This is a genomic window from Nostoc sp. C96 (assembly GCF_059384975.1).
Genome location: NZ_CM182020.1, coordinates 4,877,853 through 4,904,665 on the forward strand (window position 1 = coordinate 4,877,853; position 26,813 = coordinate 4,904,665).

Consider the following 26,813-nt stretch of genomic DNA (forward strand, 5'->3'; position numbering starts at 1 on the left):
TTGAGAATAGAAAAATAGGATGAGTCAAGATAAGTTATGTCAAAACAAATAGAAGAACGGGTAGCGATTTTAGAGGCTGAAGTTGCAAGTCTTAAAAGTCAACTAGAGGTTGTTTCTTCCTCCAAAACCCCTTGGTGGCAGAAAATTGCAGGAACATTTGCTGAGAACTCAGCTTATGATGAAGCCATGCAGCTAGGGCGAGAATATCGTGAATCTCTGCACTCAAATTCTTCAGAATCACACGATATTTAGATGTATATTCTCGATACTGATCATCTCAGTGTTTTAGATCGCGGAGGATTGCAGGCACAATCTTTACTCACGCGATTAGCAAAAGTCAATCTTAATCAGGTTGCAGTAACAATCATCAGCTATGAGGAACAAATGCGAGGTTGGTTGAGTTATGTGGCAAAGGCTCAAACCGTTGAAGGACAAGTTTTAGCCTACAAGGAATTAAAGAAGCAACTAACCAATTACTGTGTTATCCCAATCTTAGAATTTGATCAACCAGCAGCCCAAGAATTTCAACGGCTCAGAAAAGCTTACCCTCGGCTTGGCACAATGGATTTAAAAATCGCTGCTATAGCTCTCGTTAATCAAGCTATTCTATTGACTCGAAATTCTGCTGATTTTGGACAAATAGCAGGCTTAAACTTAGAAGACTGGACATAAAAGTACAGATTTTGAAATCAAGTATCAACTTTGATCACAAAATAGTGCGATCGCCTGCCCCATAGTTACCTTTTACACCAATAAACCTAATAATCAAATCTATGCCAACTTTTGTTGGAGTGTTTTTGTATGTTTTTGCAAAAGCTTAAGGAACCAGTCTGTAAACTTCCTATAAGCGATCGCAAAAAAGTAGCAATACTTCATATCTAGCTTTTTAAGGAAAATATGCAAGGGTTTTCAACATTGCCCATCAACAAACCAGCGACTAAATAGTAAAAGGGTTTGTTTTGCTTGGGTTTCTTCGTATATTCGGACTCAGATAAGTAAAGCTGACAATATTTATAATTTATCCTGATAGTAATAATTAACCCAAATTTTGTAAAGCAGTGTAAAGTATTGTTACAGGCAAAAACACAGTTGTCTGATTCATAAATTAATAACCGCAATCATAAAACAATGACAGCAACCTTACAACAGCGCCGTAGCGCCAACGTATGGGAGCAGTTCTGCAACTGGATCACCAGCACAAACAACCGCCTATACATCGGCTGGTTCGGCGTATTAATGATCCCAACCTTGCTGGCTGCAACCACCTGCTTCGTAATCGCCTTCATCGCCGCCCCCCCAGTAGACATCGACGGTATCCGTGAACCAGTAGCAGGTTCCTTACTCTACGGAAACAACATCATCTCCGGAGCAGTAGTACCTTCTTCTAACGCAATTGGATTACACTTCTACCCAATTTGGGAAGCAGCATCCTTAGACGAGTGGTTGTACAACGGTGGCCCATACCAATTGGTAATATTCCACTTCCTGATTGGCGTATTCTGCTACTTAGGACGTGAATGGGAACTATCCTACCGCTTAGGAATGCGTCCTTGGATCTGCCTAGCATTCTCTGCTCCCGTAGCAGCAGCAACAGCAGTATTCTTGATCTACCCAATCGGACAAGGTTCCTTCTCTGATGGTATGCCCTTGGGTATCTCTGGAACCTTCAACTTCATGATCGTGTTCCAAGCAGAACACAACATCTTGATGCACCCCTTCCACATGTTGGGTGTAGCAGGTGTATTCGGTGGTAGCTTATTCTCCGCAATGCACGGAAGCTTGGTAACATCCTCCTTAGTTCGTGAGACAACCGAAAACGAATCCCAAAACTACGGATACAAATTCGGACAAGAAGAAGAAACCTACAACATCGTAGCGGCACACGGTTACTTCGGTCGCTTGATTTTCCAATACGCGTCCTTCAACAACAGCCGTTCCTTGCACTTCTTCTTAGCTGCATGGCCTGTCATCGGTATCTGGTTCACAGCATTGGGTGTAAGCACAATGGCGTTCAACTTGAACGGTTTCAACTTCAACCAGTCTGTGATTGACTCTCAAGGTCGTGTAATTAACACCTGGGCTGATATCATCAACCGCGCTAACTTGGGTATGGAAGTAATGCACGAGCGCAATGCTCACAACTTCCCCTTAGATTTGGCTGCTGGCGATGTTGCTCCTGTGGCTATCAGCGCTCCTGCTATCAATGGTTAATCTTCTGACCTAGAAGCAATAACTAATGTGTGAATGAAAGGCGCTCTCCGTGAGGAGAGCGCCTTTTTAGTTTGGGTTTGAGTTACAGCTTTCTTTTGCTCAGTATGATCCCATTTATGGATATTCGCAGAGGTTATGCGATCGCAGTCTTCTATTTAGTTAAGGGAGCCGGAACTGCTACTCGATTACCAGGAACAATCTGTGGCTGATATGAAAATACCTCGCGGCTACGAGGGTTGACACTTACCTTCAGCCACTGTACATCGTTGGTGCCGTTTCCTTGATTGTCGCCAAATGTCTCAACACGAGTGAAGTTTTCCAACCGTCTGCCTTGAGCATCTAGAAATGGCCTATCAATCCGAAAATAGTGTGAATCCCCTTGTACATAAGCAACTGGTTTGCGAAAAGCAATCACCTCATCGCGCAAAGCTAATAAAAATTCTTGGAAGCCATCAGGTTGTCCATCAGTTTGTAAAAGAGTCCTGGAATTACGCAAAGGCGCTCTATTTGGATCATTCTGATCCCATCCTGGATTACCTTGGGAAATCAACATGACCGCTGCTGAGTTGCGTTGTTTTGCCACTCTAAAGGTCTCTTTTAACCAAGCAATATTAGCTGTATTTCGTGCTGCATATTCCTCTGGATCAGGTGCAGTGTCACAGAGGTTATTGCACGAACCTTGGATGTTGAGTGTCGCATAAGTAACCCTACCGACCGTCCAACGACGGTTCTCAACACAAGGCACTGAACCATTAACACCAAGGCATAGTGGTGCTGTCTGCACTTCTTGGAATAACCGACGCTGCCCTAGGGAAAAATTCGTACTAAAGAATAACTGACGCTCGTAATCAAGACGTTCGAGTGAGTTGTATCCACCATTAGAAGGGCGATCGCAGTCTGTCCAATCGTTGTCACCCGGAGTAAAGGCTGCCGGTGCTTCTAGAGAGTTGAAGTAGCCGAGCGCCTTGATATAAAGTGCGTTGTCACAAAGGCTATTAGAACCAGCCTTGAGATCACCATCGTGAACGGTGAAAGCCAGTTTTTGGGAATTCATATCTTCGATTAGTCTTGTTACCCCAACTTCTTGGGCAGCTGAGTAAGGTAGATCGCCCCAAAGTCCAATCTCGTATGACGAGTTTGCATTTTCATTCTCTCCAGCCACTACTAAATTGACGGTGGCAGATGCCAGGAATGGTAAAGTTAAGGCCAGTAAGCAGATTTGACGTAGTAAATGTTTACTACTGAAGCCGTGAAACATTGAGTAGCCAAGCTTTGTCATTATCATCTCCTCAATTATTTAGGCATCCGTGAGTGTATTTTTGGACAATTGCTGTTCACACCATTCCCATCAGCAATTTAGACTATCGGATGTCGATCGCAGATGGGTTATGAATAGGTTATGAACCCTAATCAGTATTGAAGAGAAAGATCCTAAGAAAAGCGGAATAATTAACTGTCAGTCTTGTAAAAATGAAGTAATTGTTACTTTGTTGGGGCGAATTTTCTATTCTGATGACGAAGTGAAATGCCTAATTTGATCAATAAGGCTATTGGCTACATCGATTTCTGCAATTTTGCGAATAAAGGAGCCTAAAACATGAGTCTAACAAACATCGCAGATGTTTCATTATTAGGGGCAATACTGTGATGTTACGGCTGACTGAGACGCTCCAATTCCATATCATCCCAAGAGATAGGGTCTTCTACAGGCTCTAGGTGAGTGATAATACTACTTCCTGGCAGTGCTTGAATAATTTTCAACTCAATTTCTTCACATAAATCATGTCCTTGGCGCACACTCCAAGCGCCTGGGACTAAAACGTGAAAGGAAATAAAGCGACGGGTTCCTGCTAACCGAGAGCGCATGGCATGGAACTGGATATTTTGATGTTCATATTCGCTAAATATCTGCCGAATAATTTCTTGTTCTTCTTTTGGTAAAGCCGTGTCTAGTAGTCCAGAAAAGGTTTCCCGCAGTAAATTAAATCCTGCCCAAATAATATTCACTGCTACCAATAGGGCAATGATGGGGTCAAGTATCAACCAACCTGTTACCTGCACGAGAAAAATTCCGAGTATCACACCACCGGAAGTCCAGACATCAGTTAATAGGTGATGAGCATCTGCTCGCAAGGTAATGGAACGTAAGCGTTTTCCGGCTTTGAGTAAGACAACAGCTACTGCACCATTAACTGCTGTGGCTAATAATGATAGCACCAGCCCTAATCCCAGTTGAGTTAGTGGTTCTGGATGCAGCAAGCGTCCCCAAGCTTCTAGGGCAATGCTAATAGCTGCCACCATAATCAATGCACCTTCGGCTCCACTAGAAAAATACTCAGCTTTAGAATGGCCAAAGGTGTGTTCGGCATCGGCTGGTTTAGCTGCATAAGTTAATGCCCACAGCGCTACCAGTGCAGCTACTAGATTTACACATGATTCAATAGCATCAGACAGTAGCCCGACTGAACCTGTTAGTAGGTAAGCCCCAAACTTTAAACCAATAGTAACTACTGCGGCTGCAATTGATAAGAAGGCGTAAGAACGGGCTGTTTGGCTACTCATTCAAACTACTCAACTGTAATTTTTACGTAACTGTAACAAATTTAGCTGTTAGTTTTATCTATCTTCAGATTTTTAGTTTTTTTTAAACACAGGCTGGTAAAAAAAGGCAAAAGTCAAAAGAAAGACCAGGAGATTGTAGGAAAAGCATTATTGCAAATTATTTTCCAGCCCAAAAGGTGAGATACTGTTGAAAAAATAATTTCACAGGATAGATGTAATATATGCGGCTTTTTGGTATGCCAGTAGAAAAGGGCAGATGGTTGCTGATACCTCTGGGTGCAACAGTTTTACTCTGCCTTGGCACTGTTTATTCATGGAGTATTTTTAGAAAACCTCTAGAGAAATTACTGAATATTAATGCAACAGAAAGTTTGTTGCCATTTACGGTTTTGCTCATCATGTTTGCCGTATTGATGCCAATTACTGGCTTTTACATCAATCGCTTCGGTTCTCGGATGATTACCGCAGTTGGTGGTGTAATTATGGGACTTGGTTATATTTTGTCTAGTCTAGATGGCAATTTACAACTGCTGACTTTTACCTACGGTGCGATCGCTGGTGCTGGTGTCGGTATAGTGTATGGTGTACCGTTAGCCGTGATCGCTAAGTGGTTTCCTGATAAAAAAGGTCTTGCAGTTGGTTTAACTGTGATTGGTTTTGGGCTTTCGCCGTTAATTACCGCACCTTTGGCGAAATCACTGATTGATAGCTATGGAGTGCGGCAAACTTTTGTGATTTTAGGTATAACGTTTACACTGATTATTTTAGCGATCGCCACTGTCCTAAAAACACCGCCTCCAGATTGGAAACCAGCCGGTTGGAATCCCAATGTTGCAGTTTCGGGAAGTAGATCACTCACTAATTCTGAGACAATCTTGCAGACACCAGCATTTTACGGGTTGTGGCTGTGCTATACCATCGGCACATTTTCAGGATTGGCAGCAATTGGTATTTCTAGCCCCTTAGCCCAAGAAATAATTAAACTAGATGCAACCACAGCCGCAAGTACAGTTTCTTTATTTGCAGTATTTAATGCTTTAGGTAGGTTGTTTTTTGGGTGGTTTACTGATCGTTTCAGCCCGAAGTTAGCTGCAATTGTTTCTTTTACTTTAGTATTAATTGCATCGCTGATGATGCTAAAGGCTGGACAAGGAACTGTAGCTACTTATTTAATAGCATTTGCCCTATTTTATTTTTCTTTTGGTGGCTGGTTAGCGATCGCTCCTACTACCACTTTGATTTTGTTCTCCACCGCCGATTATGCGAAAAATTATGGTCTAGTTTTCACAGCTTACGGCGCAGGTGCTTTAGGTGGAACTTTGTTAGCTGGCAGAATTCGAGATATTTTTGGCAGTTATACAGTTTTCTTCTACCCAACTACAGCACTAGCAATTTTAGGAATTGTGTTAGCTGTGTTTATGCTCAAACGTAGTTTTTCTGGTTCTACAATTAGTCAAGCTAATTAAGCTTAAATATTATGTCCGTTTAATTAGTTATGATTCCCCAAATCATTGAACCCCACCCCTTTGCCCGTACACGGGGAGGGGAGACGAAGCACAGCTTTGTCAGGGTAGGGTTCTTCGGTTTTCGTAAGTAATCAAGCCGACATAATTATGAGAGTCTAAGATTATGATTACAAAGTGCTGAGTCAGAAAAAAGTACTCAGCACTAAGAAGGTAAAAAAGGATAGTCTGTGTAACCTTTCTCATCACCGCCATAGTAGGTATTGCGATCGCCTGGGTTTAGGGGTGCATCTAACTGGAAACGTTTGGGTAAGTCGGGATTGGCGAGAAATAATGCACCAAAGGAAATTAAGTCTGCAATCCCATTCGCGATCGCTGCATTACCTTTTTGTTGATCATAACCACCATTGGCAATCAACACACCGGGATACAGAGGGCGAAATTCTGCAACCGGAATTGGTTTACCACCGTGGCGAATATCGGCTGGTGTGGGTTCCATTAAGTGCAGATATCCTAAGTTAAAGTTCTTGAGGGCAGCGATCGCATAGCCGAATGTTGATTTCGGATCAGAATCATGGATATCGTTAAATGTGTTGCTGGGTGATAGTTTCACGCCTACCCGCGCTGAACCCCAGACGCTACATACTGCTTCTGTGACTTCCAACAAAAACCGCGCCCGATTTTCAATTGAACCACCATAGCGATCGCTGCGTTGATTAGTACCATCTTGTAAAAACTGATCAATTAGATACCCAAAAGCTCCGTGAATTTCCACACCATCAAAACCAGCTTCTAGGGCATTCTTCGCGCCTTGACGGAATTGATCAATTACACCAGGAATCTCATCTAAATCCAAGGGGTGAGGCGTGACAAAGGGTTGATCACCAGTGTAAGTCATAGCATTACCCGCAGGTGCGATCGCTGATGGAGCTACAGGTAATGCGCCATCTGCTTGTAAAGAAGGGTGAGAAATGCGTCCTGTATGCCATAGTTGCAAAAAGATTCTGCCACCTGCACTATGTACTGCTTTTGTCACTTCTTGCCAACCTGTAATCTGTGCTTGAGAGTGAATTCCTGGTGTGGCGGGATAACCCAAAGCTTGGGGTGATACTTGCGAACCTTCTGTGACAATCAATCCAGCCGTGGCACGTTGCGCGTAATATGTAGCATTCAGTGGCGTTGGTGCATTGCCCTCCCCAGCCCGATTGCGCGTCATCGGAGCCATAACAATTCGGTTGAGTAAAGTGTAGCCACCAAGCTGGATGGGTGAGAATAAATCTTGATTGTTGGTCATTTGTTCTGTGTCCTTTGTGATGGAGAAATTACCATTACAATTTACGCACAAAGATTTTCTGTGGAGACTGGGTGTAAGGTTTTTAGATACATACATCCCTTCATCCTCTCCACAACCCTTGATTTTTCGTTTTTATGCGTAAGTCCTAACCATATAACTTAATTACCTTTTGGATGGATAAAGCCAACCTTTAAACAAACGTGTTACCTGGGGCATAATCACCCAAGTCATCAAGGGCATCATGATGCTAATATTCACCAGACTAGCTATCCACACAGGTAGGACACTGGTAATGGGTTTGAGAAGATTCGGCAGAATCGAAATCACGGGATAAAGACCGACTGCACTGACGATCGCAGTTTTCCATTTGGGTGGCGGTAAGGCATTGGGGATTTCTGGGAGAGCAAACCAAGCTTCTAGGCTGTTGACACGCATAACTTTGGCTCCATCTACTGTGAGAGCTTCGGCGCGGGCAATCCAACCTTGACAAATCACAGATTCTTCCCATTCGTGTAAATGTTTAGCGGTGTCAAACCGCAAAATTAACTGCCACTCGCCTTTTTTAGTTAGCGGATATAAAGCATCACTTCCCATATAGCCGGGAAAGGTGCTGGCTGCTAGAATCACGCCTTTGGTTGCTTCCTCAAAAGCTTCTTCTAAACCTGGTTTGACACGACGAGCGATCGCAATCACACCAGGAGATGGGTATTGACACGGTTCTTTCATAATTTGTAATTTGTAATCCTCAAGCGGCAAAATCACTGCCAAAAATTCTGCCACCGCCATATTGCAGACGTAGTGCCAAGCTTTGACTGCTCTAAATCACAGAAATTGCAGTTAATGCTGCACCTATGACAATTACGCCAACAGCACCCACCATCGATAAGTTTTGCAGCAGTTTAGCACTGTTGGGTAAATGATCTATCCATTGATGGGCATAAACAACAATCAACCCGATCGCCACCAACACCGATGCTAATCCGAGACTGAATGCACTAACTAACACTACACCGTAAGCCGCTTGATGCAAAGCGATCGCACTCAATAATAAAACCAGTGCCGAGGGACAAGGTACAATACCCCCGGCAATTCCTAATGCAATTAGGGATTTGGTTGGTGGATGATGGGGATGATGCTTATGTGTGTGTTCATGAGTAGTCAGGCGTTCATCTAAGAGCCAAAAACCAACTCCGCATACAGTTAAACCACTGAGCAAACCGAGAATTGGATATAGTGTTTCTGGCAAGATATACTGTGCAGCCACCAAAGCCACAAGTCCCAAGATAAAAACTCCTAGTGTATGAGTGATGGTGGTGACAAGTCCCAAGACTAGCGCCTGTTTTGGTGTTCCCTGTGAACCAACAAGATAAGCAGCTACCATTGTTTTGCCATGTCCTGGTGAAAGGGCGTGTCCGGCTCCAAATAGAAAGGCTATACCCAATCCCGTGATGATCAAACTTGGAGTTAGCTGTTGGTGAATCAAGATTTTGGTATAAAATTCGCCATGTCCAATATGAGCCAGTACTGGTTTCTCTAAATAAAGAATCAGTAATCCAGATAGCACAAAGGTACTCCAAAAAATAAATTATTCAATTCGTTTCCTCAACAAAACTTTTATCTCCCTTGTCTTCTTTGTACGACGTGGATAATGGGATATGTGTTTAATTGTTAGTCCCTAAACACAAGTAAGAAGTACTCACACAGAGTTAATTACATATCTTCTTTTCCTGTTCCCTACCTCTACTAATAAATTTAAATTTGTACAACTACTTCAGACATATACTCTGAACCAGCTAGATAATTTTTGTAGATGTCTTGAGGCTACTGCGGTAGAGCCAATAACTGATTGCTGCTAAGATTTCGTTAATGGTAGCAACGACAACGTTGGGATAAATTGGTATGCCAACAATTAAGGGTAGGGGTTCATCAGGTAATGCACTTAAGCTAGTACCGGGAACTAGTAAAGTTGCGAAGAAGAAAGGTGTCCAGAAAAGTACAGGAACTAAAGTTGCAACAGTGACACTGATATCTGGTTCTAGCGATCGCCTCCAAAGTAACCAGAGGGCAACTACCGATAAACTACTAAGTAGCCACAACATCACTACATCATGGAATCGGGCATGAGGTACCCAAGTGGGATTGAAGATATGGGTGGCATTCCAATCAACAGCTACAGAAACCACTGCTGTATTCACAATTACAACTGAAAGCAAAATCCGGCTCAGTTTTTGTTTTGACATGGTATTACTATGTCTTAATTCTCTTCTTCGGTATAGAACTTAACAGCAAAACACCGAACATTACTCTCGGTATGGCTCTCAACATCTATGGTTTACTTTATAAAATCAGTTAACATTTGTCCCTAGTCCAAAGTTGAAGTTTTACATAGACCACAAGGTGAGTTGATGACTAACTAAGAGATAGGGATATGACCTTAACTTTTGGCTAGTGGAAAAAGTGCGAAGTATGAAATGAAGAAAATTGTGTAGTCATAGCATTTCACGAATAGAATGATACAAATTCATTTATTGCAAAGTGACAATCCCACGTTTGAGAGCGGTGATGACTGCTTGAATGCGATCGCTCACGCCCAATTTACTGAGAATATGATTGACGTGATATTTCACAGTTCCTTCAGAAATCTGCAATACCGCCGCAATTTCTTGGTTGGTTTTACCTGTGGACATCAGCCGAATAACTTCTAGTTCCCGACTGCTGAGTTGCAATATCCCTACTCGTTCGGCTAATTTAGCGCCGACGGAAGTAGGAATGTATTTTTGTCCGGTGTTGACGATGCGAATTGCTAAAAGTAATTCATCTGGTTCTGCATCTTTGAGTAAATAACCCTTCGCTCCGGCTTTCAAGCCACGATAAATATCTTCGTCACCGTCGTAGGTAGTCAGTACAATGATGTTAGCATTGGCAAATTCTCTACAGATGGCGGTAATGGCTGTAACGCCGTCCATTTCTGGCATTCGCAAATCCATTAAGGTGACATCAGGTTGCAGTTGGCGAAATATCTCTACTGCTTGATATCCATTACAAACTTGTCCGACAACTGTCATATCTGCTTCTCGGTCAATCATGGCGGCTAAACCTTGGCGGACGACGGGATGATCGTCAACAATCAAGATGCGGATGGAGTGGTTATCAGTCATGATTTAGTCTCGACGAATCAGGATGGTAATTTCTGTGCCTGGTTGTGGCAAACTTTTAATGGTTAATTGGGCTTGGATGCGATCGCTTCTTTCTTTGATTCCCATCAAGCCAAAACCTTTAATCACAGCTAAACTCTCTGGCGCAAATCCCTGGCCATTGTCTTTCACCCGTAAGATAAATTGCGTCGGTTCATACACCAATTCAATCACAATCTCACTGGCAGAAGCGTGTTTAATGGCGTTTGTCAATGCTTCTTGGCCAATGCGTAACAAGTTGTTTTCGATATCGACTGTCAAGGGATAAGTTTCCCCAATCACTTTGCAGATAATCTGAGTATCAATCACCGCCGACATCTGCGTTACTAGGTGATGAAAGGCTGCGGGCAAATTCTGCGTTTCTAAAATTTGGGGACGTAGGGCATTTACCGAACGCCTCGCCTCGGCTAAACCTTCTCGCGCTAGTTCTCTGGCTTGGGTGATGTGTTCTTGTACTTCTAGTAAATCTTGGGGAATGATGCGGGAGGCTGCACCCAATTGGACGATGACACCAGTGAAGGCTTGCGCTAAGGTATCATGAATTTCTCGTGCCATCCGATTGCGTTCTTCTAAAATTGCCGCTTGACGACTTTGTTCCGCGAGATGAGTTAAATGGATGGCTAAGGTGGCTTGCTGTGCTAGGGCGATGATCAATTCAATATTTGGCGGTAAGCTAGTCCGGGGTTCTCGAAAACACAAACCAATGAATCCCAAGGGGCGATCGCCTAAAATTAAAGGTACACGTACAATTGCCCGATGTCCTTGAGCGCGATGCCATTTAATCCTTGAGCCTAGGAGTTTCTTGTCATCCTCAACATTAAAAAAAATTACCTCGCCTCTAAACAGCGCCTCTTGCCAATAAGAAAAAATATTTCCCGAAATTGGCACGCGAAATTGAGCCATTTCAGGGGTTGTTTGAATGGGAATTACTTTACCTTCCCTGACATAGCGTTTCATCAGGCTAGTGTTAGTTGATGCGTCATACAAAAACAAAGCGGCGGCATAGGATTTAGCTTGGGCGGAGGCTTCTAGTAAAATATGTTCCCAGAAGGTTTCTAAATCTGGTTCATCTGCCAGGCGATTTACACAGCCACGTAGTGATTCATTAGCTCTGACTAATTCTGCGACTCGTTTTTCTACAGTACTGGCGCGTTCTTGAATCAGATGTGCCACCAACTGTTTGCGATGCAGTGCGGCTCCAATTCCCTCCGCCGCCGTGGTGAGGACATCCATTTCTTGCTGAGTCCAATGGCGCGGCGTGACACAATCATCAAAAGCCACACAACCGATGTAGCGTCCTTCGATGAATAAGGGTACGCCGCCAGATGATTTGATGTTCAGTGATTGAAATTGCGCTTTGATGGGATGGGGTAAGTCATCTACTAAATACCAGATGGAACGACCTGCATGTAGTTCTTTCAGTAAAATTTCGGCATCATCATTCTCAATGACTGCCATTGTCGGATGATCAATTTGGGCAGAGATACCTTCCGCTACCCATTCATAGGTGATGCAGTGTTGTAATGTTTGGGTGGCTGGGTTTTGGCGTTCGAGGATGACTTGCACGCGACTCATGTTTGCGACTGTGCCGATCGCTTGTAAAGCTTGAGGAATTGCTAAATCAATATCTTCCGTGTCTAGGAGATTTTTTGTAACTTGAGCAACTACAGACAAGAGGCGATCGCGCTGTTGTAACTCTTGGTTAACTCTTGCTAATTCTTCCGTGCGTTTTTGTTTAGTTTGGCGAATACGTTGACTCTGAATTGCACTACCAATACAAGCGGCGGCGGTTTTTAACAATGTTAATTCGGCGGTGCTGGGGTGTTTGGCTTGACGACAGTGATCAAAACTCAAAACTCCCCAAAATAGTTCTTCGACAAAAATCGGCACAGCGAACAGTGCTTTTACACCAATGGCGGCTTGTCCACTGCGAAACGGTTCTGGCATTTCTTCTAGCAAACAGCTAATAGTTTCACCTTCGTGCAGCCGTTGATACCATTCTTCAATTCCAGCGTAGGTTCCTTGGGCTGTTGTGGGATGGGAGATTTGAGCAATTATATTCGCTGCATTCCACTCATACAGCGATCGCCAACCTGGTAAAGTAGACGATGAAATCGGAAAATGTTCAATCACACCCAAGCGATCGCAATCTAAACTTTCTCCCATCACTTGCAAAGCCGTATTCACCGCTTCATCAAAGTTATCGATGGTGAGTAAAGCATTCACCGCTGTAGCTGTGGCTTCTAAAATGCGATCGCCCAAGTTAGAGCGTTTTAACATCTCTCCCTTGTCTCCCTTGTCTATTCATTTATCAAATTGAATTTCGAGAGAATTCTCGACTTAAGATTTCCATAGTCTTTCGTTAACGTACCGTCAATAAATTTGATCTGCAATCATCCTATGCAAATGACGGTCGCAGACTAACGGAGGACAAGTGAGCAAGTATTTAAAATTTTATGGCATAAATCAAACATGGCAATGGCTAAGGCAAACTTTTAGACATAAGTTATTTTTGCGCTTATCTGCTGTGGTGCTGGTGACTTTTTTCTTAAGTTTAAGTGTGCATTCTATCGCATCTCAACCAGTAGCTAATACACCCAGCCCCAAAGTAATTTTAATTTCTCTCGATGGTGCCACACCCGATTTTGTCGAGCAGTATTTAAGAGATGGTGTATTAAATCGCCGCCAAGGATTGGGATTACTTAGAAGACAAGGTGTGTATGCTGAAAGAAATATTACTTGCACTGCATCTTTAACTGCGGCTTGTCACGTAGCCATTGGTACAGGTTCGACAGCGGCTCGCAATGATATTAACTCTAATACATTCCATTTGGTTGCCAGTCCCTTTACCTCTAACATTAGTGGTTTTGGCGCACCCATTGGCGGTTATTCCACAATCGGCCCTAGCGCCAGTGTACAACCAACGGCGGAACCTATTTGGGTTGGGCTTCAGCGCAATGGCAAGCAAGTTGTGGCGGCTACCTTTCCCGGTGCAGATGGAGTTGATGTCCGCGTTCCAGGTTTAACTAATAGCCCAATTATTCAACCAGCCAGCACAAGAACTGTATCTTACACCGTTCCCTTTGGAGCGTTTGCGGGGGTAGGTGCTAGAGGTTTTAGTTTAACTACTGCTAACTTTAGTTCTGCGGCTAGTTTAATAGTGACACAATTAAATAACGCAGGCAGAATTTCTTACAGCCCTATTTTACAAGCAAGTTTAAATGATCAGTTTACTGTTGGTGGTGTCAATTATGATATTCAAGTTGCAGCACTAGATACAACAGACGATCGCCGCAGCAACTATGACACATTAGTATTTTTCGATGCTCAAATCGGTATTCCCACAAAAACTTTTAGTTTACCTGCAACTGGCCCGGCTTATGTGAAGGTGAGCGATCGCAAATCTAGTTTATTTTATCTCGAAGGCAGTTCTAATCAAGCAGGTACAGCATTTTACGTCAGCAATCTTGCGCCTGACTTGAGTACCGTTCGCATTGCACGTTATTCTGCAAATGCGATTCCTCGCAATCCCGCAGTGCAAACCAGTGTCGATGATATCCTGACTCACGTTGGTTTTTGGTCTCCCCAAGCTGATTTCCGCATTCCAGAACGCCTCAGCCCAGGATTTAGCACTTTCCCCGACGCTGAACTAGAAGCTATTTACGAAGACCAAGTACAACTGTTTGTTGATTATCAAACTCGACTAGCATTGAGAGCCATTAAGCAAAATCCCAATGCAGATTTAGTCATGGTTTATATTGAACAACCAGATGGCTCAGAACACCAATTTTTGTTAACTGATTCTCGTCAACCTAGTGATCCGACAAATCCATTATCCATTGGCGCTAGACAAGATAAAGCCAAAGTGGCGCGATATAGAACTTACGTACAAGCCGGTTATCAAGCTGCTAATAATGCCGTTCAGCGCATTATCAACGCAGTGGGGACAAATCGCCAAGGCACACCTAACAGTAACATCTTAGTTGTTTCCGATCATGGCTTTGCCCCCTTTCACACAACTGTTAACTTAAATAACTACTTAAGAAATCGCGGCTTTGACTTAACTAAAATCCGCGCTGTCACATCAGGGCCAGCTGCCAACATTTATATTAATCTGCAAGGACGTGAACCTAATGGTGTTGTCAGTCGTGCTGAATATATTACTCTGCAACAGCAACTAATCACGGCGTTGCGAGAATTAGTAGATAACAATCCTAATTACTTGCGGGGAAGACAACAAGCAGTTTTTGATTTAATTTACCCGCGCCCATTACCCACCAATGTCAATGATCCAAAATTTGGCTTGGGTACAAGCGAATTTGTCGGTCAAGATACTGGTGATGTGTTTGCAATCATGCGCGAGGGATACAACTTTGACGGTGTACAAAGCCCCATCGTCACCCGTTTGGGAGACAGTGATAACTCTGTATTTTCCGTACCAAATTTCTACGGGGCGCATGGTTATGATCCTACAATCCCAAGTCTCAGCGCCATTTTTTATGCTGCTGGCCCTGACATTCAGCGTCGTGGTAATATCGGCACAATTCGCAATATCGATATTGCCCCAACTATCAACAGTTTACTAAATGTTCCCTCGGCTCCCACAGTTCAGGGACGAGCTTTGAATATTCAGGGAAGAGGTGATAGGTAACAGGTTATCAAAAAGTTTGTTGGGTAGAGCGATCGCAAAACCCAACTTACAACATTTTAGTTGCAATCAAGTAGCTAAAAAAACTTTTTCTATCTTAAAGGTTGTTTTAAAAGTGGTTGGTTGTGCTTATTAAAACTTTTAGATCCCCCTAACCCCCCTGAAAAAGGGGGGCTAAGAGCCTCTTCAAGTCCCCCTTTTTAAGGGGGATTTAGGGGGATCTAAAATTATTTGATCCACCACCAGAGACTTTTTAACCATCCTCTCATACCCCTACTATATACACAAGTTCAGTTAGTAATCTCTTCTTTCTCTTCGCGCCCTTTGCACTCTTTGCGGTTCGTTAAAAAAATTGACTTTAACCAATAGTTTGAGACTTAAATAAACAGTATTGCCTTATATCTTGTTCTTTAAAAGACTTCTCATGATGAATTAATAAGTAAGACCAGTGCATTCACAATGTGAGGCAACGCATTCACATTGTGACTTAGTAGATTAACAATGTGAGGCAACGCATTCACAATATGACTTGGTACATTCATAGTGTAAGCCAACCCATTAACAATGTAACTGAGTGAATTTACAATGTGAGGCTATATTATGACATTGCTGATTAAACAACTAGTACAGCGCGGCGTAAATTGACATTTGCAGAGGAATTGCTAAAAGGCTTGTGGTATGACTATTCTTTCTTTTTCCTTTTAACTTTTGCCTTGTTGTACTAATGTTGTGTATATATAAGTAGTGAGACACAATTAATTACACAATGTCATTGCAAATAGAACGAAGCGGAACTTAGACGCAAGGTGGTTTCCCGAATGGTAGCGATCGCAAAAGGTGAGATTACCTCACTATGCTCGCAATGACTGTAAATATTTTTGTCTGATTACTTACAAATTCAATGTCTCTAGCAGCACTACCCAACACCTATGAGCAAAAAACCTGGGATTCTCATTACCAAGCCTATCGGTATTTTAAACAAAGATATTAATGTTGATTGGCGGAGTTTCTTTACAGGAATTATTAAAGTTGGAGCGAATGCGGCTACCGCTAATTGGGGGAACTTACCAGAAAATATTGTTGATATTGGTGCAGCCGTTGGGTTAGCCAAAGAACCAGGAGAACTTGCTTGGGTGTTGATTTTTCAGTCTCTCATTAAAACAATGGCTAGTTTAGTCGAAGATAATCAAGATGTAATCCAACAAGCTAACAAACATCAAGAAATCAACCTGGATGATTTAAAAGTAATTTCAGAACATCGCTTCAGCCAATCTTTAGAAAAACTCGACCAAGAAGAAATTACTATTTACCAAGACTTTTTTGAAAATCCCCAAGACTTATCTATTGTTGCGGCTATCAAAACTCCTTTTGCTGAATGGTTGCAAAGTTTAAATCTCAACCAAGCACAATCAGAAGCTATCAGTCAACGTTTACCAATGGAGTTTATGTCTGCTCTGAATGAAGAATGGGCAAATAATTCTGATAAATATGCTCGGTTACAAGCAGAGCTAGATACTCCATTTATTAAAGCAGTAGAACGAGAAGCTAAACGGGAACTTTCTTGGCGACGTTATTTTGCTTGGCTGCAAAACCAAATTAATCAAAGGATGTTTGATGAAGTTTTTACCTTGCAGCAAGTTTATATATCATTGCGTGCTTATTATGAAGAACGTAACGATGAAAAAAGAGAACAAAAAACTCAAAAAATTGTTGTTGATTTAGACACAGAGCTACAAACTTGGCTAGATGAAGCTAACCCCAAAGATGCCATTCGGGTTATTAGTGGTAGTCCAGGCAGTGGTAAATCATCTTTTACTAAAATATTTGCTGCTAAACAGGCAAAAACTTGGTTAAACAAAGAAACTAATCAACCAAAAGTTCACGTTTTATTTATTCCTCTACACTTATTTAATCCAGAAGGTGATTTAGTTACTGAAATTGGCAAATTTATCAACTCAATGCGACGAGATACACCTCTGCCATCTAATCCATTAGAGCAAGATAATTTTGTGCCAAGGTTGCTAATTATATTTGATGGCTTAGATGAACTATCAATGCAAGGGAAACTAGGCGCTGATGTTGCTCAAAAATTTGTGAGCGAAGTTAGAGGAGAAGTAAATAGAGCAAACACCAGCCAGACTCGTTTGCAAGTTTTAATTAGTGGTCGAGAATTAGTAGTACAAAATAACAGCAGTGAGTTTCGCAAAGAAAAACAAATATTGTATATTCTGCCTTATTTAATAGAGGAGGAACACAAAAAGAACTATTTTGATGAAAAGAAATTGTTAGATGAAGACCAACGACATTTGTGGTGGCGTTCTTACGGTTCAGCTAGTAATCGCGGATATGATGGTTTACCAACAGAATTAGACAAAGGCCAGTTGCGAGAAATTACTGCTCAACCTTTGCTAAATTATTTAGTTGCTTTAAGCTATGACCAAGATAAGTCATTCCTCTCTGAAAATAGTAACCTCAATGATATTTACGCATCTTTATTAACGCGAGTTTATCGGCGAGTTTGGGCTGATGATAATCCGCATATTAGGGGTGTTGAGGAAGAAGATTTTATCAGAATCCTAGAAGGTATTGCTATTGCTGCTTGGCATGGAGGTGATGGACGCACTACAACAGTTAAAAAAATCGAAAGTCTTTGTGAACAGGAAATTCTCAAACGTGTCTTAGATGTTTTCAAAGCTTCAGATAGCAAAGCAGGTATAACTCGTCTGTTAACTGCTTTTTATTTCCGTAAGAGTGGGTATAAACAAGATGAAGAAACTTTTGAATTTACGCATAAAAGCTTTGGTGAGTATCTAACTGCAAAGCGTATAGTCTGGGAAGTAAAACGCCTGTATGAAATGCAAGAACTGAGTAAAAAGAATTCATATATAACCTGGAGTGAAAAAGATGCTTTAAAGCAGTGGGCAGAACTATGCGGTTCAACTCCTATGGATAACTACCTGTTTGAGTTTGTGATTAATGAAATTCGTTTACAGCAAGATAAAGATAAAGTTGATATTGGCAAATGGCAAGAAATGTTGTGCAGCTTAATTAGTTTTATGCTACGTCACGGAATGCCGATGGAACTTTTGCCGGAAATCAAAAGCTTTCATCAAGCCAATCAACAAGCACGTAACGCCGAAGAAGCATTATTAGTTGTTTTAAATGCTTGCGCTAGGGTGACGCAAAAGATTTCCAAGATTGAATGGCCTGATCTTGAAACTTCTGAAGCATCTGAAAAACCAAAAGCCTCTAATGCTTTTGGGGCTTGGATTTCTCGTTTACATGGGCAACGAGTTAGTTGGGATGCTGATGTATTGTGCTTAGATTGTCTCAGTTTTTTAAATTTACAAAACTGTATTTTAACGACAAAAGACTTTTATAAAGCGAATCTTGGAGGGGCGAATCTTAAACGGACGAATCTTTACGGGGCAGATCTGTATGGGGCAAATCTTGAAGGGGCGAATCTTGGAGGGGCGAATCTTGGAGGGGCGAATCTTGGAGGGGCGAATCTTGGAGGGGCGAATCTTGGAGGGGCGTATCTTGGAGGGGCAAATCTTGAAGGGGCGATTGTGGAATGGCCGAAACTCTTACCAGCAAACTTTGAAGATGAAGAGATCACAGGCTTCGATGATGATGATTCAAACTCTAATGAATAACCTGCATCATGAGTAGGTTGGGTGGCGCGGTAGCAGAACCCAACATCATCAAGGTAGGCTTGGTGTATTAACAATGTGAAACAACACATTAACAACGTGACTTAATACATTCACAATGCGAGGCAACACATTGACAATGTGAGACAACCCATTAACAATGTAACTTGGTACATTCACAATGCAAGGCGACGTTATAACATTGCTGATTAAACAACTAGTACAGCGCAGCGTAAACTAACACTTGCAGAAAATAAAATATCTAAACTGTTAAGAGAGTATATTTTTCTTTTTCCCCCTGCTCCCTTGCTTCCCTGCTTCCTCTGCTCCCTCTGCGGTTTTAATGATAAATCTTTCAGCAAACAAGAGTTTCAAGCTGGTAGAGAAAAAACTATCTGGTTTTACCAACAGTTAGAGCAAGTTTATCTTGCAACTGGTTCAGACTTTCTGACTGAGGAATTTTCACGGGTCATTCAAGAACTCTGCAATGCAAGTTAAAATTTTTGGCGTTGTTTAATTTCAGGATGATTTATCTTATGCAGAGGGAGTCAGAATAATTTTAAGTTCTAACTCCTTGTTGTTAATTAACCGTTAATAACTTCTCCACCATTGACATGAATGACTTGACCAGAAATGTAAGAAGCATCATCAGAAGCTAAAAATACATAACTAGGTGCTACTTCTTCTGGTTGTCCTGGTCTTTGCATTGGTACTTGTTTACCAAAAGTTTCGACTTTTTCATCAGGAAAAGTTGAGGGAATTAATGGTGTCCAAATGGGGCCAGGTGCGACAGCATTGACCCGAATTTTCTTTTCTACCAAATTTTGTGATAGCGAACGAGTAAAAGCCACGATCGCACCTTTAGTAGCAGAGTAATCTAATAGTTGAGGACTGCCTTTATAAGCAGTTACTGAGGTAGTATTGATGATAGCACTGCCTTGTTTCAAATGTTTTAACGCGGCTTTTGTCAGATAAAACATTGAGAAAATATTCGTGCGGAAAGTCCTCTCTAACTGTTCTTTGGTAATATCTTCAATGCTTTGTTGCGGGTGTTGTTCAGCGGCATTATTTACCAAAATATCTAGTTTACCAAACTCACCTAATGTTTGTTTAATAGCGTTTTGACAAACAGTTTCGTCGGTAATGTCACCAGCTATAGTTAAGGCGCGTCTACCTTGTTGTTCTACTAAGTTTTTTGTTTCTGTTGCATCTCCATGTTCATTCAGGTAAACAATCGCTACATCTGCGCCTTCTTTAGCAAATGCGATCGCTACAGCACGACCAATACCACTATCTCCACCTGTAATTAATGCAACTTTATTTTTTAATTTACCACTACCGCGATACTGTTCATCTTCAGCTTTCGGTCTTGGCTGCATTTGCGATTCAGTACCTGGTGGTTGTTGCTGCTGTGGTGGTTGTAATTTTTCTTTTTGTGTTGATGCTACCATCGGATTTCTCCTGATAATATATTGTTGTGTTTTTTTGTGAAAAAATGCCTATAAATAAACCTTGGATCGAAGAATCAAGCCAAGGTTTACTGATAGATTTTGCTTTTACTTACATATCGTAAGCTGGTGCATTTTTACCCCGGATATTAGCCAAATATACTCAACTGAGATTAATTCTCCTCACACTCAAAACACGCTCTTAATCTGACCACAAAAAACAAAGTACACAACTTTACTTATAGATAAAGAATTTAAGTCTCTTCATCTGTTTTTAAGTTAGCTATTAATTTTTGAGGATTAATCACTCTGAAGATGGAATAAGATTATCTGGATACTCAATCTGGAGGGGGACATCAATTAAGCAAAATTATTTTTATCTTCTGTCTATAGTTAAAGGATAAAGTCGAGTTGATATTCATATCGAAAAACGAAACGCAGAGGCGCAGAGAACGCAGAGCAACTTGAGAACGTTTGTTCAGAGTGATTTAAAATTACTATGTATTCCCAATTACAGCGCTTTTCAGATTAATGACTACTCAAACCTTGGGTTTAGAGCCAAATTTATATGAATATTTGCTTTCTGTGTCTGTGCGCGAACCAGAAATATTAACGCAATTACGCCAAGAAACCGCCCAACATCCAATGGGAAGGATGCAAATTGCACCAGAACAAGGACAGTTGATGTCTTTGCTAGTACAGTTAATAGGAGCGCAGAAAACTTTAGAAATTGGGGTATTTACGGGCTATAGTACTTTAGTTGTGGCGTTAGCACTACCAAAAACAGGCAAAGTTGTAGCTTGCGATATTAGTGAAGAGTTTACTGCGATCGCTCGTCGTTATTGGCAACAAGCCGGAGTCGCCGAGAAAATAGACCTACATATTGCCCCAGCACTGGAAACTTTGGATAGTTTGTTAGCTAATGGTGAAGCCGAAACCTTTGATTTTGCCTTCATCGATGCTGACAAAAGTAACTATGATAATTATTATGAGCGATCGCTACAACTAGTCCGTCCAGGTGGATTAATTGCCATTGATAATGTTTTATGGTCAGGTAGAGTTGCAGATAGCCAAGTTCAAGACAATCGCACCAAAAAAATCTGCGCTTTCAATCAAAAACTCCACCAAGATTCCCGCATCACCCTCAGTTTAATTCCCATCGCCGATGGTTTAACCTTGGCACTTAAGAACTAACTCTCAAAAAGACCTTTGCGCCTTTGCTCGGCAGTCGCTTCAAGTCGGCAAAGCCGCCCAACGCGCTGCCTTGCCTCTGCTGGAGATAAATAAAAAATGCCCGAAATATTTGCCACTACTGGAACCATCGCTGCGATCGCTACTGCTGTTGTCCCCCAACAAGGTAGCGTCAGTATTGTGCGCGTGTCTGGTTCCGAAGCAATGGCGATCGCCCAAATGTTATTTCACGCACCAGGAAAGCAAGTTTGGGAAAGCCATCGCATCCTTTACGGTTACATTCGCCATCCCCAGACGCAACAACTAATAGATGAAGCCTTACTGTTAGTAATGCAAGCGCCTCGTTCTTACACCCGCGAAGATGTAGTGGAATTTCATTGTCATGGTGGAATTATTGCTGTCCAACAAGTTTTGCAATTATGTCTGGAAAATGGCGCAAGATTAGCACAGCCGGGAGAGTTCACATTACGAGCGTTTTTGAATGGCAGACTAGATTTAACCCAAGCTGAAAGTATTGCTGATTTAGTTGGGGCAAAATCTCCCCAAGCTGCCCAAACTGCTTTAGCTGGTTTACAAGGAAAATTAGCTCATCCCATCCGCCAGTTACGCGCTAACTGTTTGGATATTTTGGCAGAAATTGAAGCCAGAATCGATTTTGAGGAAGACTTACCCCCGTTGGATGATAAGAGTATTATTTCAGACATTGACAAGATTGCCGCAGAAATTACCCAATTATTAGCAACTAGAGATAAAGGTGAACTGTTGCGTACAGGGTTAAAAGTGGCAATTGTCGGTCGTCCGAATGTGGGTAAATCGAGCTTGTTGAATGCTTGGAGCCGGAGCGATCGCGCCATTGTCACCGATTTACCCGGCACAACCCGCGATGTGGTGGAATCGCAATTAGTGGTGGGCGGAATTCCTATACAAGTCCTAGACACCGCCGGCATTCGAGAAACCGCAGACCAAGTAGAAAAAATCGGCGTAGAGCGATCGCGTCGTGCTGCTAATGCTGCCGATTTAGTTTTGTTTACCATCGATGCTGGCGCAGGTTGGACTGAAGGCGACCAAGAAATTTACGCCCAAGTACAACATCGTCCCTTAATTTTAGTCATTAATAAAGTTGATTTAGTTGATGAAACTACAAGCAAAGACCTCCAATCCAAAATCCAAAATCCAAAATCTAAAATCCTCACCGCCGCTTCTCAAAATCAAGGCATTGATGATTTAGAAACGGCCATTTTAGCAAAAGTCAAACTAGAAAAAATTCAAGCGGCTGATATGGATTTAGCAATTAATCAAAGACAAGCAGCCGCTTTAACTCAAGCTAAAATCTCCTTAGAACAAGTACAAGCTACAATTGCTCAACAATTACCCCTCGACTTTTGGACAATTGATTTGCGTGGTGCTATTCAAGCATTAGGAGAAATTACTGGCGAAGAAGTGACCGAGTCGGTTTTAGATCGCATTTTTAGCCGCTTTTGTATTGGGAAATAAACTTTACACATCTTGTAAGCTAATCGTCATTTAAATTGCATCATGTTCATTGTAATAAAAGCTGTAAACCCTCTCCCCTGCTCTCTGCTCCCTGCTCCCTGCGGTCTTTATGATAAGTCTTTTACCGGACATAGTATTAAACAGGGCTGGCTGTTGGTCGGACAATTACTTCATTAATATCCACATAATCTGGTTGAGACACAGCATACAAGACTGCTTGAGCGATCGCATCTGGTTGCAGTGAAACTTTGCGGAATTCTTTTAACGCATCTTTGCCTGACTCTTGGCTAATATCAGAACCAAGTTCAGTCTCAACTACACCAGGAGAAATTGTCGTGACGCGGATATTTTTGGATTCCTGGCGCAATCCTTCAGATATCGCCCACACAGCATATTTTGTCGCGCAGTAAACCGCAGCTGTAGGGAATACCGCATGAGCAGCGATGGAAGCAGTATTAATAAACTGACCACTACCTTGGGCTTCCATAATCGGTAAACCAGCTGCAATTCCATTCAATACACCATGAATGTTGACGTTAATCATATTGTCCCATTCTTCAACTTTCAAGTCGTTGAGATGCGACAAAGGCATAATACCTGCATTGTTATAGATGACATCAATCCGCCCAAACTTTTCTACAGCAAAGTCAATAAACGCTTTTACATCTTGGCGACTGGTGACATCTACCGCTTTGAATTCGGCTTGACCGCCAGAGGTGTGAATCTCTGCAACAATTTTTTCTAGCTTTTCAGTTCGTCTTGCACCTAAAACAACTTTTGCACCGTGTTTAGCGAGTAATTTAGCAGTCGCTTCTCCAATACCACTACTAGCACCGGTAATGGCAATAACTTTATTTTCCACGTTGAACATAATAATTTTCCTTGGTGTTCGGGGAGACTTGATTTTTTAGGCATCTATTTACTTGCCTAATTCTTTCGCCCGCCCTTTTGTATATGTTCATAATATTGGCAATACCAAGATGTTGAAATGCACAAAGATCGCAATTTCTTGCCTAATCCTCCAAAGCTTTACTCATATAATGAGTGTGTGAAGGGGAATGAGAAACTAATATGGCGATGGAACTGCTGACGCAAACTACAGTTATAGATGAATGTCAACAACTAGCAGCATTACTAGAAAAGCACACCGCTGCAAAAGGAAACGGGACTCATAAAACAGCAATTTCTCAGATGGAATTTATGCGGGAGTCTTCGCCTAACACCGCAATCTGCGCGGTTTATCAACCAATTTTGGCGATCGTGGTTCAGGGTAAAAAAAAGGCGCTGCTGGGTGAAGAAAGCTATTTTTATGGCGAAGGTCAATATCTGGTTGTTTCTGTTGATTTGCCCATTCATGGATTTGTTGTAGAAGCAACACCCAATAAACCCTATTTAGGATTCAAGTTGAATTTAGACCCAGTTCAACTCTGTGAGATTATTGCCCAAACTAGACCAAATATCGATAAAAAAGAACACTCTGTCAGAGGCTTATTCATCAGTAATGCTTCAGCATCTTTGATTGATTGCGCCCTCAGACTCACAAAGCTTTTAGATACGCCCCAAGATATTCCTATCCTCGCACCAATGATAATTCGAGAAATTTATTACAGGCTATTGATGGGTGAACAAGGAAAAGCTGTACGCCAAATAGCCACATCTGGTAGTAATATGCAGCGCATTGCAGAGGTGATAAAACTCATCAAAACTGAATATACCAAGCCAATGCGAGTTGAGGATTTAGCTCGACAGGCGAGTATGTCGGTTTCATCTTTTCATCACCATTTCAAGAAAGTAACATCAATGAGTCCGCTGCAATATCAAAAGCAATTAAGGCTATTGGAAGCACGTCGTCTGATGTTGGCGGAAAAATCAGATGCAGCTAATGCAGCTTATCAAGTAGGTTATGAAAGCCCCTCACATTTCAGCCGTGAATATTCTCGGATGTTCGGTGCGCCGCCGATGAAGGATGTTGAACGTTTACGTTTACTGATAGCAAGAGGTAGAAATGCCGATACCTACTAACAGAAATATTTGTCAGCGTCGGGATTAATTTTATAACTTTGAATACTTTTTGTTTTTTTTAAATAGTGATGTATGAACGGCAACCTGATGATAATGCTGTTACATCTTTGTTAAGAAAAGTTACAACGCTCTTAACACAAGGAAATATTTTTATGGAAGTCTCAGGTGATAAAAATAAACCACATCAGGTAGTAATTGTAGGTGGTGGCTTTGGTGGATTATATACAGCAAAACATCTGGCTAAAGCTAACGTCAATGTTACTCTGATTGATAAACGTAACTTTCATTTATTTCAGCCACTTTTATATCAAGTTGCCACAGGCACTTTATCACCTGGAGACATTTCCTCACCATTACGAGCCGTATTCAGCAAAAGCAAAAATACACAAGTGTTGCTGGGAGAAGTCAGCGATATTGATCCCAAAGCCCAAAAAGTGATGATGGGTGATCAAGTAATACCCTATGACACATTAGTGGTTGCTACGGGTGCTAATCATTCCTATTTTGGGAAAGATGACTGGAAAGATGTTGCGCCTGGCTTAAAAACTGTGGAAGATGCGATTGAGATGCGCCGGCGGATATTTGGTGCATTTGAAGCAGCAGAAAAAGAAACTGATCCTGAAAAGCGCCGTGCTTGGTTGACTTTTGTGCTTGTGGGTGGTGGCCCTACAGGTGTAGAGTTAGCAGGTGCGATCGCTGAATTAGCATACAAAACCCTCAAAGAAGATTTTCGCAACATCGACACCTCAGAAACCAGAATTTTACTATTGCAAGGGGGCGATCGCATCCTCCCACACATTGCACCTGAATTATCAGAAGTAGCTGCACAATCTTTGCGGAAGTTGGGTGCAGTTATCCACACCAACACCAGGGTGACAAACATTGAAAATGACACCGTTACTTTCAAGCAAGGCGGCGAAGTTAAAGAAATTGCCACAAAAACCATATTGTGGGCCGCAGGTGTCAAAGCTTCTGCAATGGGGCAAATCTTAGCAGAACGTACAGATGTAGAGTGCGACCACGCCGGACGCGTAATTGTCGAACCGAACTTGACTGTTAGGGACTATAAAAATATTTTTGTAGTTGGAGATTTAGCCAACTTTTCCCATCAAGCAATGAAACCCTTACCTGGTGTTGCACCCGTAGCCAAACAACAAGGAGAGTACGTAGCTAAACTTATTCAAAAACGCCTTAAAGGTCATACTTTGCCACAATTCCATTACAACGATGTAGGTAGTTTGGCAATGATTGGGCAAAATTTGGCTGTTGTCGATTTAGGCTTTATCAAACTCCAAGGTTTCCTAGCTTGGGCATTTTGGCTATTAGTTCATATCTACTTCTTAATCGAGTTTGACACCAAATTACTAGTAGTATTTCAGTGGGCGTGGAATTACATTACTCGAAACCGTCGCTCTAGATTAATTACAGGTCGAGAAGCATTTGTTGAACCAAAACCTGTCAGTAGTGGTAGTCATTAGCTGTAGCTAATTCTCAACATTAAAACTTCAAGCTGCAAACAAGGCATTTTTGAAATTATAATCAGGGTCATTTTGCTAATGGAAATATCTACTAAGCACAAACTTATAGATATACTCCCGTTATCTTCTCTTGCTAATTTGTTTTGCAGCTTCAG

Annotated in this window: 20 protein-coding genes; 10 read left to right on the forward strand and 10 right to left on the reverse strand. The window is 41.9% G+C overall.

Annotation, left to right across the window (positions count from 1 at the left end; genetic code table 11):
* Positions 1-36: 36 nt before the first annotated feature.
* The 3 genes from AC504W_RS20870 to psbA all read left to right on the forward strand — a co-directional run bounded on the left by AC504W_RS20870 (position 37) and on the right by psbA (position 2,211).
* Complete coding sequence (locus tag AC504W_RS20870) at positions 37-252, forward strand: hypothetical protein (RefSeq protein ID WP_494874132.1); 216 nt, start codon at positions 37-39, stop codon at positions 250-252.
* The gene (locus tag AC504W_RS20875) at positions 253-672 is read left to right on the forward strand and encodes a type II toxin-antitoxin system VapC family toxin (protein WP_494874133.1); all 420 of its coding nucleotides are present in this window, start codon (positions 253-255) and stop codon (positions 670-672) included.
* Positions 673-1,128: 456 nt separating this feature from the next.
* Entirely contained in the window at positions 1,129-2,211 is a 1,083-nt protein-coding gene (psbA, locus tag AC504W_RS20880; RefSeq protein ID WP_096579570.1) for a photosystem II q(b) protein, read from the forward strand.
* A gap of 151 nt (positions 2,212-2,362) precedes the next feature.
* Here psbA and AC504W_RS20885 read toward each other — a convergent pair whose 3' ends face one another.
* A complete protein-coding gene (locus tag AC504W_RS20885; RefSeq protein ID WP_494874134.1) occupies positions 2,363-3,490 on the reverse strand; it encodes a hypothetical protein in 1,128 nt (375 codons plus the stop codon).
* A gap of 371 nt (positions 3,491-3,861) precedes the next feature.
* Entirely contained in the window at positions 3,862-4,773 is a 912-nt protein-coding gene (locus AC504W_RS20890) for a cation diffusion facilitator family transporter (protein WP_494874135.1), read from the reverse strand.
* A gap of 236 nt (positions 4,774-5,009) precedes the next feature.
* On the opposite strand from AC504W_RS20890, the gene AC504W_RS20895 reads away from it, so the two are divergent.
* Positions 5,010-6,239, forward strand: coding sequence for an L-lactate MFS transporter (locus AC504W_RS20895; RefSeq protein WP_494874137.1), 1,230 nt, complete (start codon positions 5,010-5,012; stop codon positions 6,237-6,239).
* A 202-nt stretch (positions 6,240-6,441) separates the two neighbouring features.
* On the opposite strand, the gene AC504W_RS20900 is transcribed toward AC504W_RS20895, so the two are convergent.
* The 6 genes from AC504W_RS20900 to AC504W_RS20925 form a co-directional block, all read right to left on the reverse strand.
* Complete coding sequence (locus AC504W_RS20900; RefSeq protein ID WP_494874138.1) at positions 6,442-7,530, reverse strand: alkene reductase; 1,089 nt, start codon at positions 7,528-7,530, stop codon at positions 6,442-6,444.
* A 162-nt stretch (positions 7,531-7,692) separates the two neighbouring features.
* Entirely contained in the window at positions 7,693-8,316 is a 624-nt protein-coding gene (locus AC504W_RS20905) for an antibiotic biosynthesis monooxygenase (protein ID WP_494874139.1), read from the reverse strand.
* 31 nt (positions 8,317-8,347) lie between these two features.
* A complete protein-coding gene (locus AC504W_RS20910) occupies positions 8,348-9,094 on the reverse strand; it encodes a nickel/cobalt transporter (RefSeq protein WP_494874140.1) in 747 nt (248 codons plus the stop codon).
* A 229-nt stretch (positions 9,095-9,323) separates the two neighbouring features.
* Positions 9,324-9,770: a DUF6640 family protein gene (locus tag AC504W_RS20915; RefSeq protein WP_193889172.1), complete on the reverse strand. Its 447-nt coding sequence runs from the start codon at positions 9,768-9,770 to the stop codon at positions 9,324-9,326.
* Positions 9,771-10,055: 285 nt separating this feature from the next.
* Positions 10,056-10,688: a response regulator gene (locus tag AC504W_RS20920; RefSeq protein ID WP_494874141.1), complete on the reverse strand. Its 633-nt coding sequence runs from the start codon at positions 10,686-10,688 to the stop codon at positions 10,056-10,058.
* A 3-nt stretch (positions 10,689-10,691) separates the two neighbouring features.
* Positions 10,692-13,004 (reverse strand): GAF domain-containing protein, encoded by a 2,313-nt coding sequence (locus AC504W_RS20925; protein WP_494874142.1) that lies wholly within the window; start codon positions 13,002-13,004, stop codon positions 10,692-10,694.
* Positions 13,005-13,158: 154 nt separating this feature from the next.
* Here AC504W_RS20925 and AC504W_RS20930 point away from each other — a divergent pair, with 154 nt between their 5' ends.
* Together AC504W_RS20930 and AC504W_RS20935 are read left to right on the forward strand one after the other, a co-directional pair.
* The gene (locus AC504W_RS20930) at positions 13,159-15,375 is read left to right on the forward strand and encodes an alkaline phosphatase family protein (RefSeq protein ID WP_494874143.1); all 2,217 of its coding nucleotides are present in this window, start codon (positions 13,159-13,161) and stop codon (positions 15,373-15,375) included.
* A 926-nt stretch (positions 15,376-16,301) separates the two neighbouring features.
* Complete coding sequence (locus AC504W_RS20935; protein ID WP_494879398.1) at positions 16,302-19,028, forward strand: pentapeptide repeat-containing protein; 2,727 nt, start codon at positions 16,302-16,304, stop codon at positions 19,026-19,028.
* A 581-nt stretch (positions 19,029-19,609) separates the two neighbouring features.
* Here AC504W_RS20935 and AC504W_RS20940 read toward each other — a convergent pair.
* Positions 19,610-20,476 carry an SDR family oxidoreductase gene (locus AC504W_RS20940; RefSeq protein ID WP_494874145.1) on the reverse strand — a complete coding sequence of 289 codons (867 nt, stop codon included), beginning with the start codon at positions 20,474-20,476 and terminating at the stop codon, positions 19,610-19,612.
* A 528-nt stretch (positions 20,477-21,004) separates the two neighbouring features.
* Here AC504W_RS20940 and AC504W_RS20945 point away from each other — a divergent pair.
* Both AC504W_RS20945 and mnmE read left to right on the forward strand, forming a co-directional pair.
* The gene (locus AC504W_RS20945) at positions 21,005-21,667 is read left to right on the forward strand and encodes a class I SAM-dependent methyltransferase (protein WP_494874146.1); all 663 of its coding nucleotides are present in this window, start codon (positions 21,005-21,007) and stop codon (positions 21,665-21,667) included.
* A 96-nt stretch (positions 21,668-21,763) separates the two neighbouring features.
* A complete protein-coding gene (gene mnmE / locus AC504W_RS20950; protein ID WP_494874147.1) occupies positions 21,764-23,158 on the forward strand; it encodes a tRNA uridine-5-carboxymethylaminomethyl(34) synthesis GTPase MnmE in 1,395 nt (464 codons plus the stop codon).
* Between the two features lie 136 nt (positions 23,159-23,294).
* Here the strand turns inward: mnmE and AC504W_RS20955 are convergent, their stop codons facing one another.
* Positions 23,295-24,029: an SDR family oxidoreductase gene (locus AC504W_RS20955; protein WP_494874148.1), complete on the reverse strand. Its 735-nt coding sequence runs from the start codon at positions 24,027-24,029 to the stop codon at positions 23,295-23,297.
* Positions 24,030-24,229: 200 nt separating this feature from the next.
* On the opposite strand from AC504W_RS20955, the gene AC504W_RS20960 reads away from it, so the two are divergent.
* Together AC504W_RS20960 and AC504W_RS20965 are read left to right on the forward strand one after the other, a co-directional pair.
* On the forward strand, positions 24,230-25,180 hold the full coding sequence (locus AC504W_RS20960; RefSeq protein ID WP_494874149.1) for an AraC family transcriptional regulator: 951 nt from the start codon (positions 24,230-24,232) through the stop codon (positions 25,178-25,180).
* A gap of 152 nt (positions 25,181-25,332) precedes the next feature.
* Positions 25,333-26,658, forward strand: a complete 1,326-nt coding sequence (locus AC504W_RS20965; RefSeq protein ID WP_494878712.1) for an NAD(P)/FAD-dependent oxidoreductase — start codon at positions 25,333-25,335, stop codon at positions 26,656-26,658.
* Positions 26,659-26,813 lie beyond the last annotated feature (155 nt).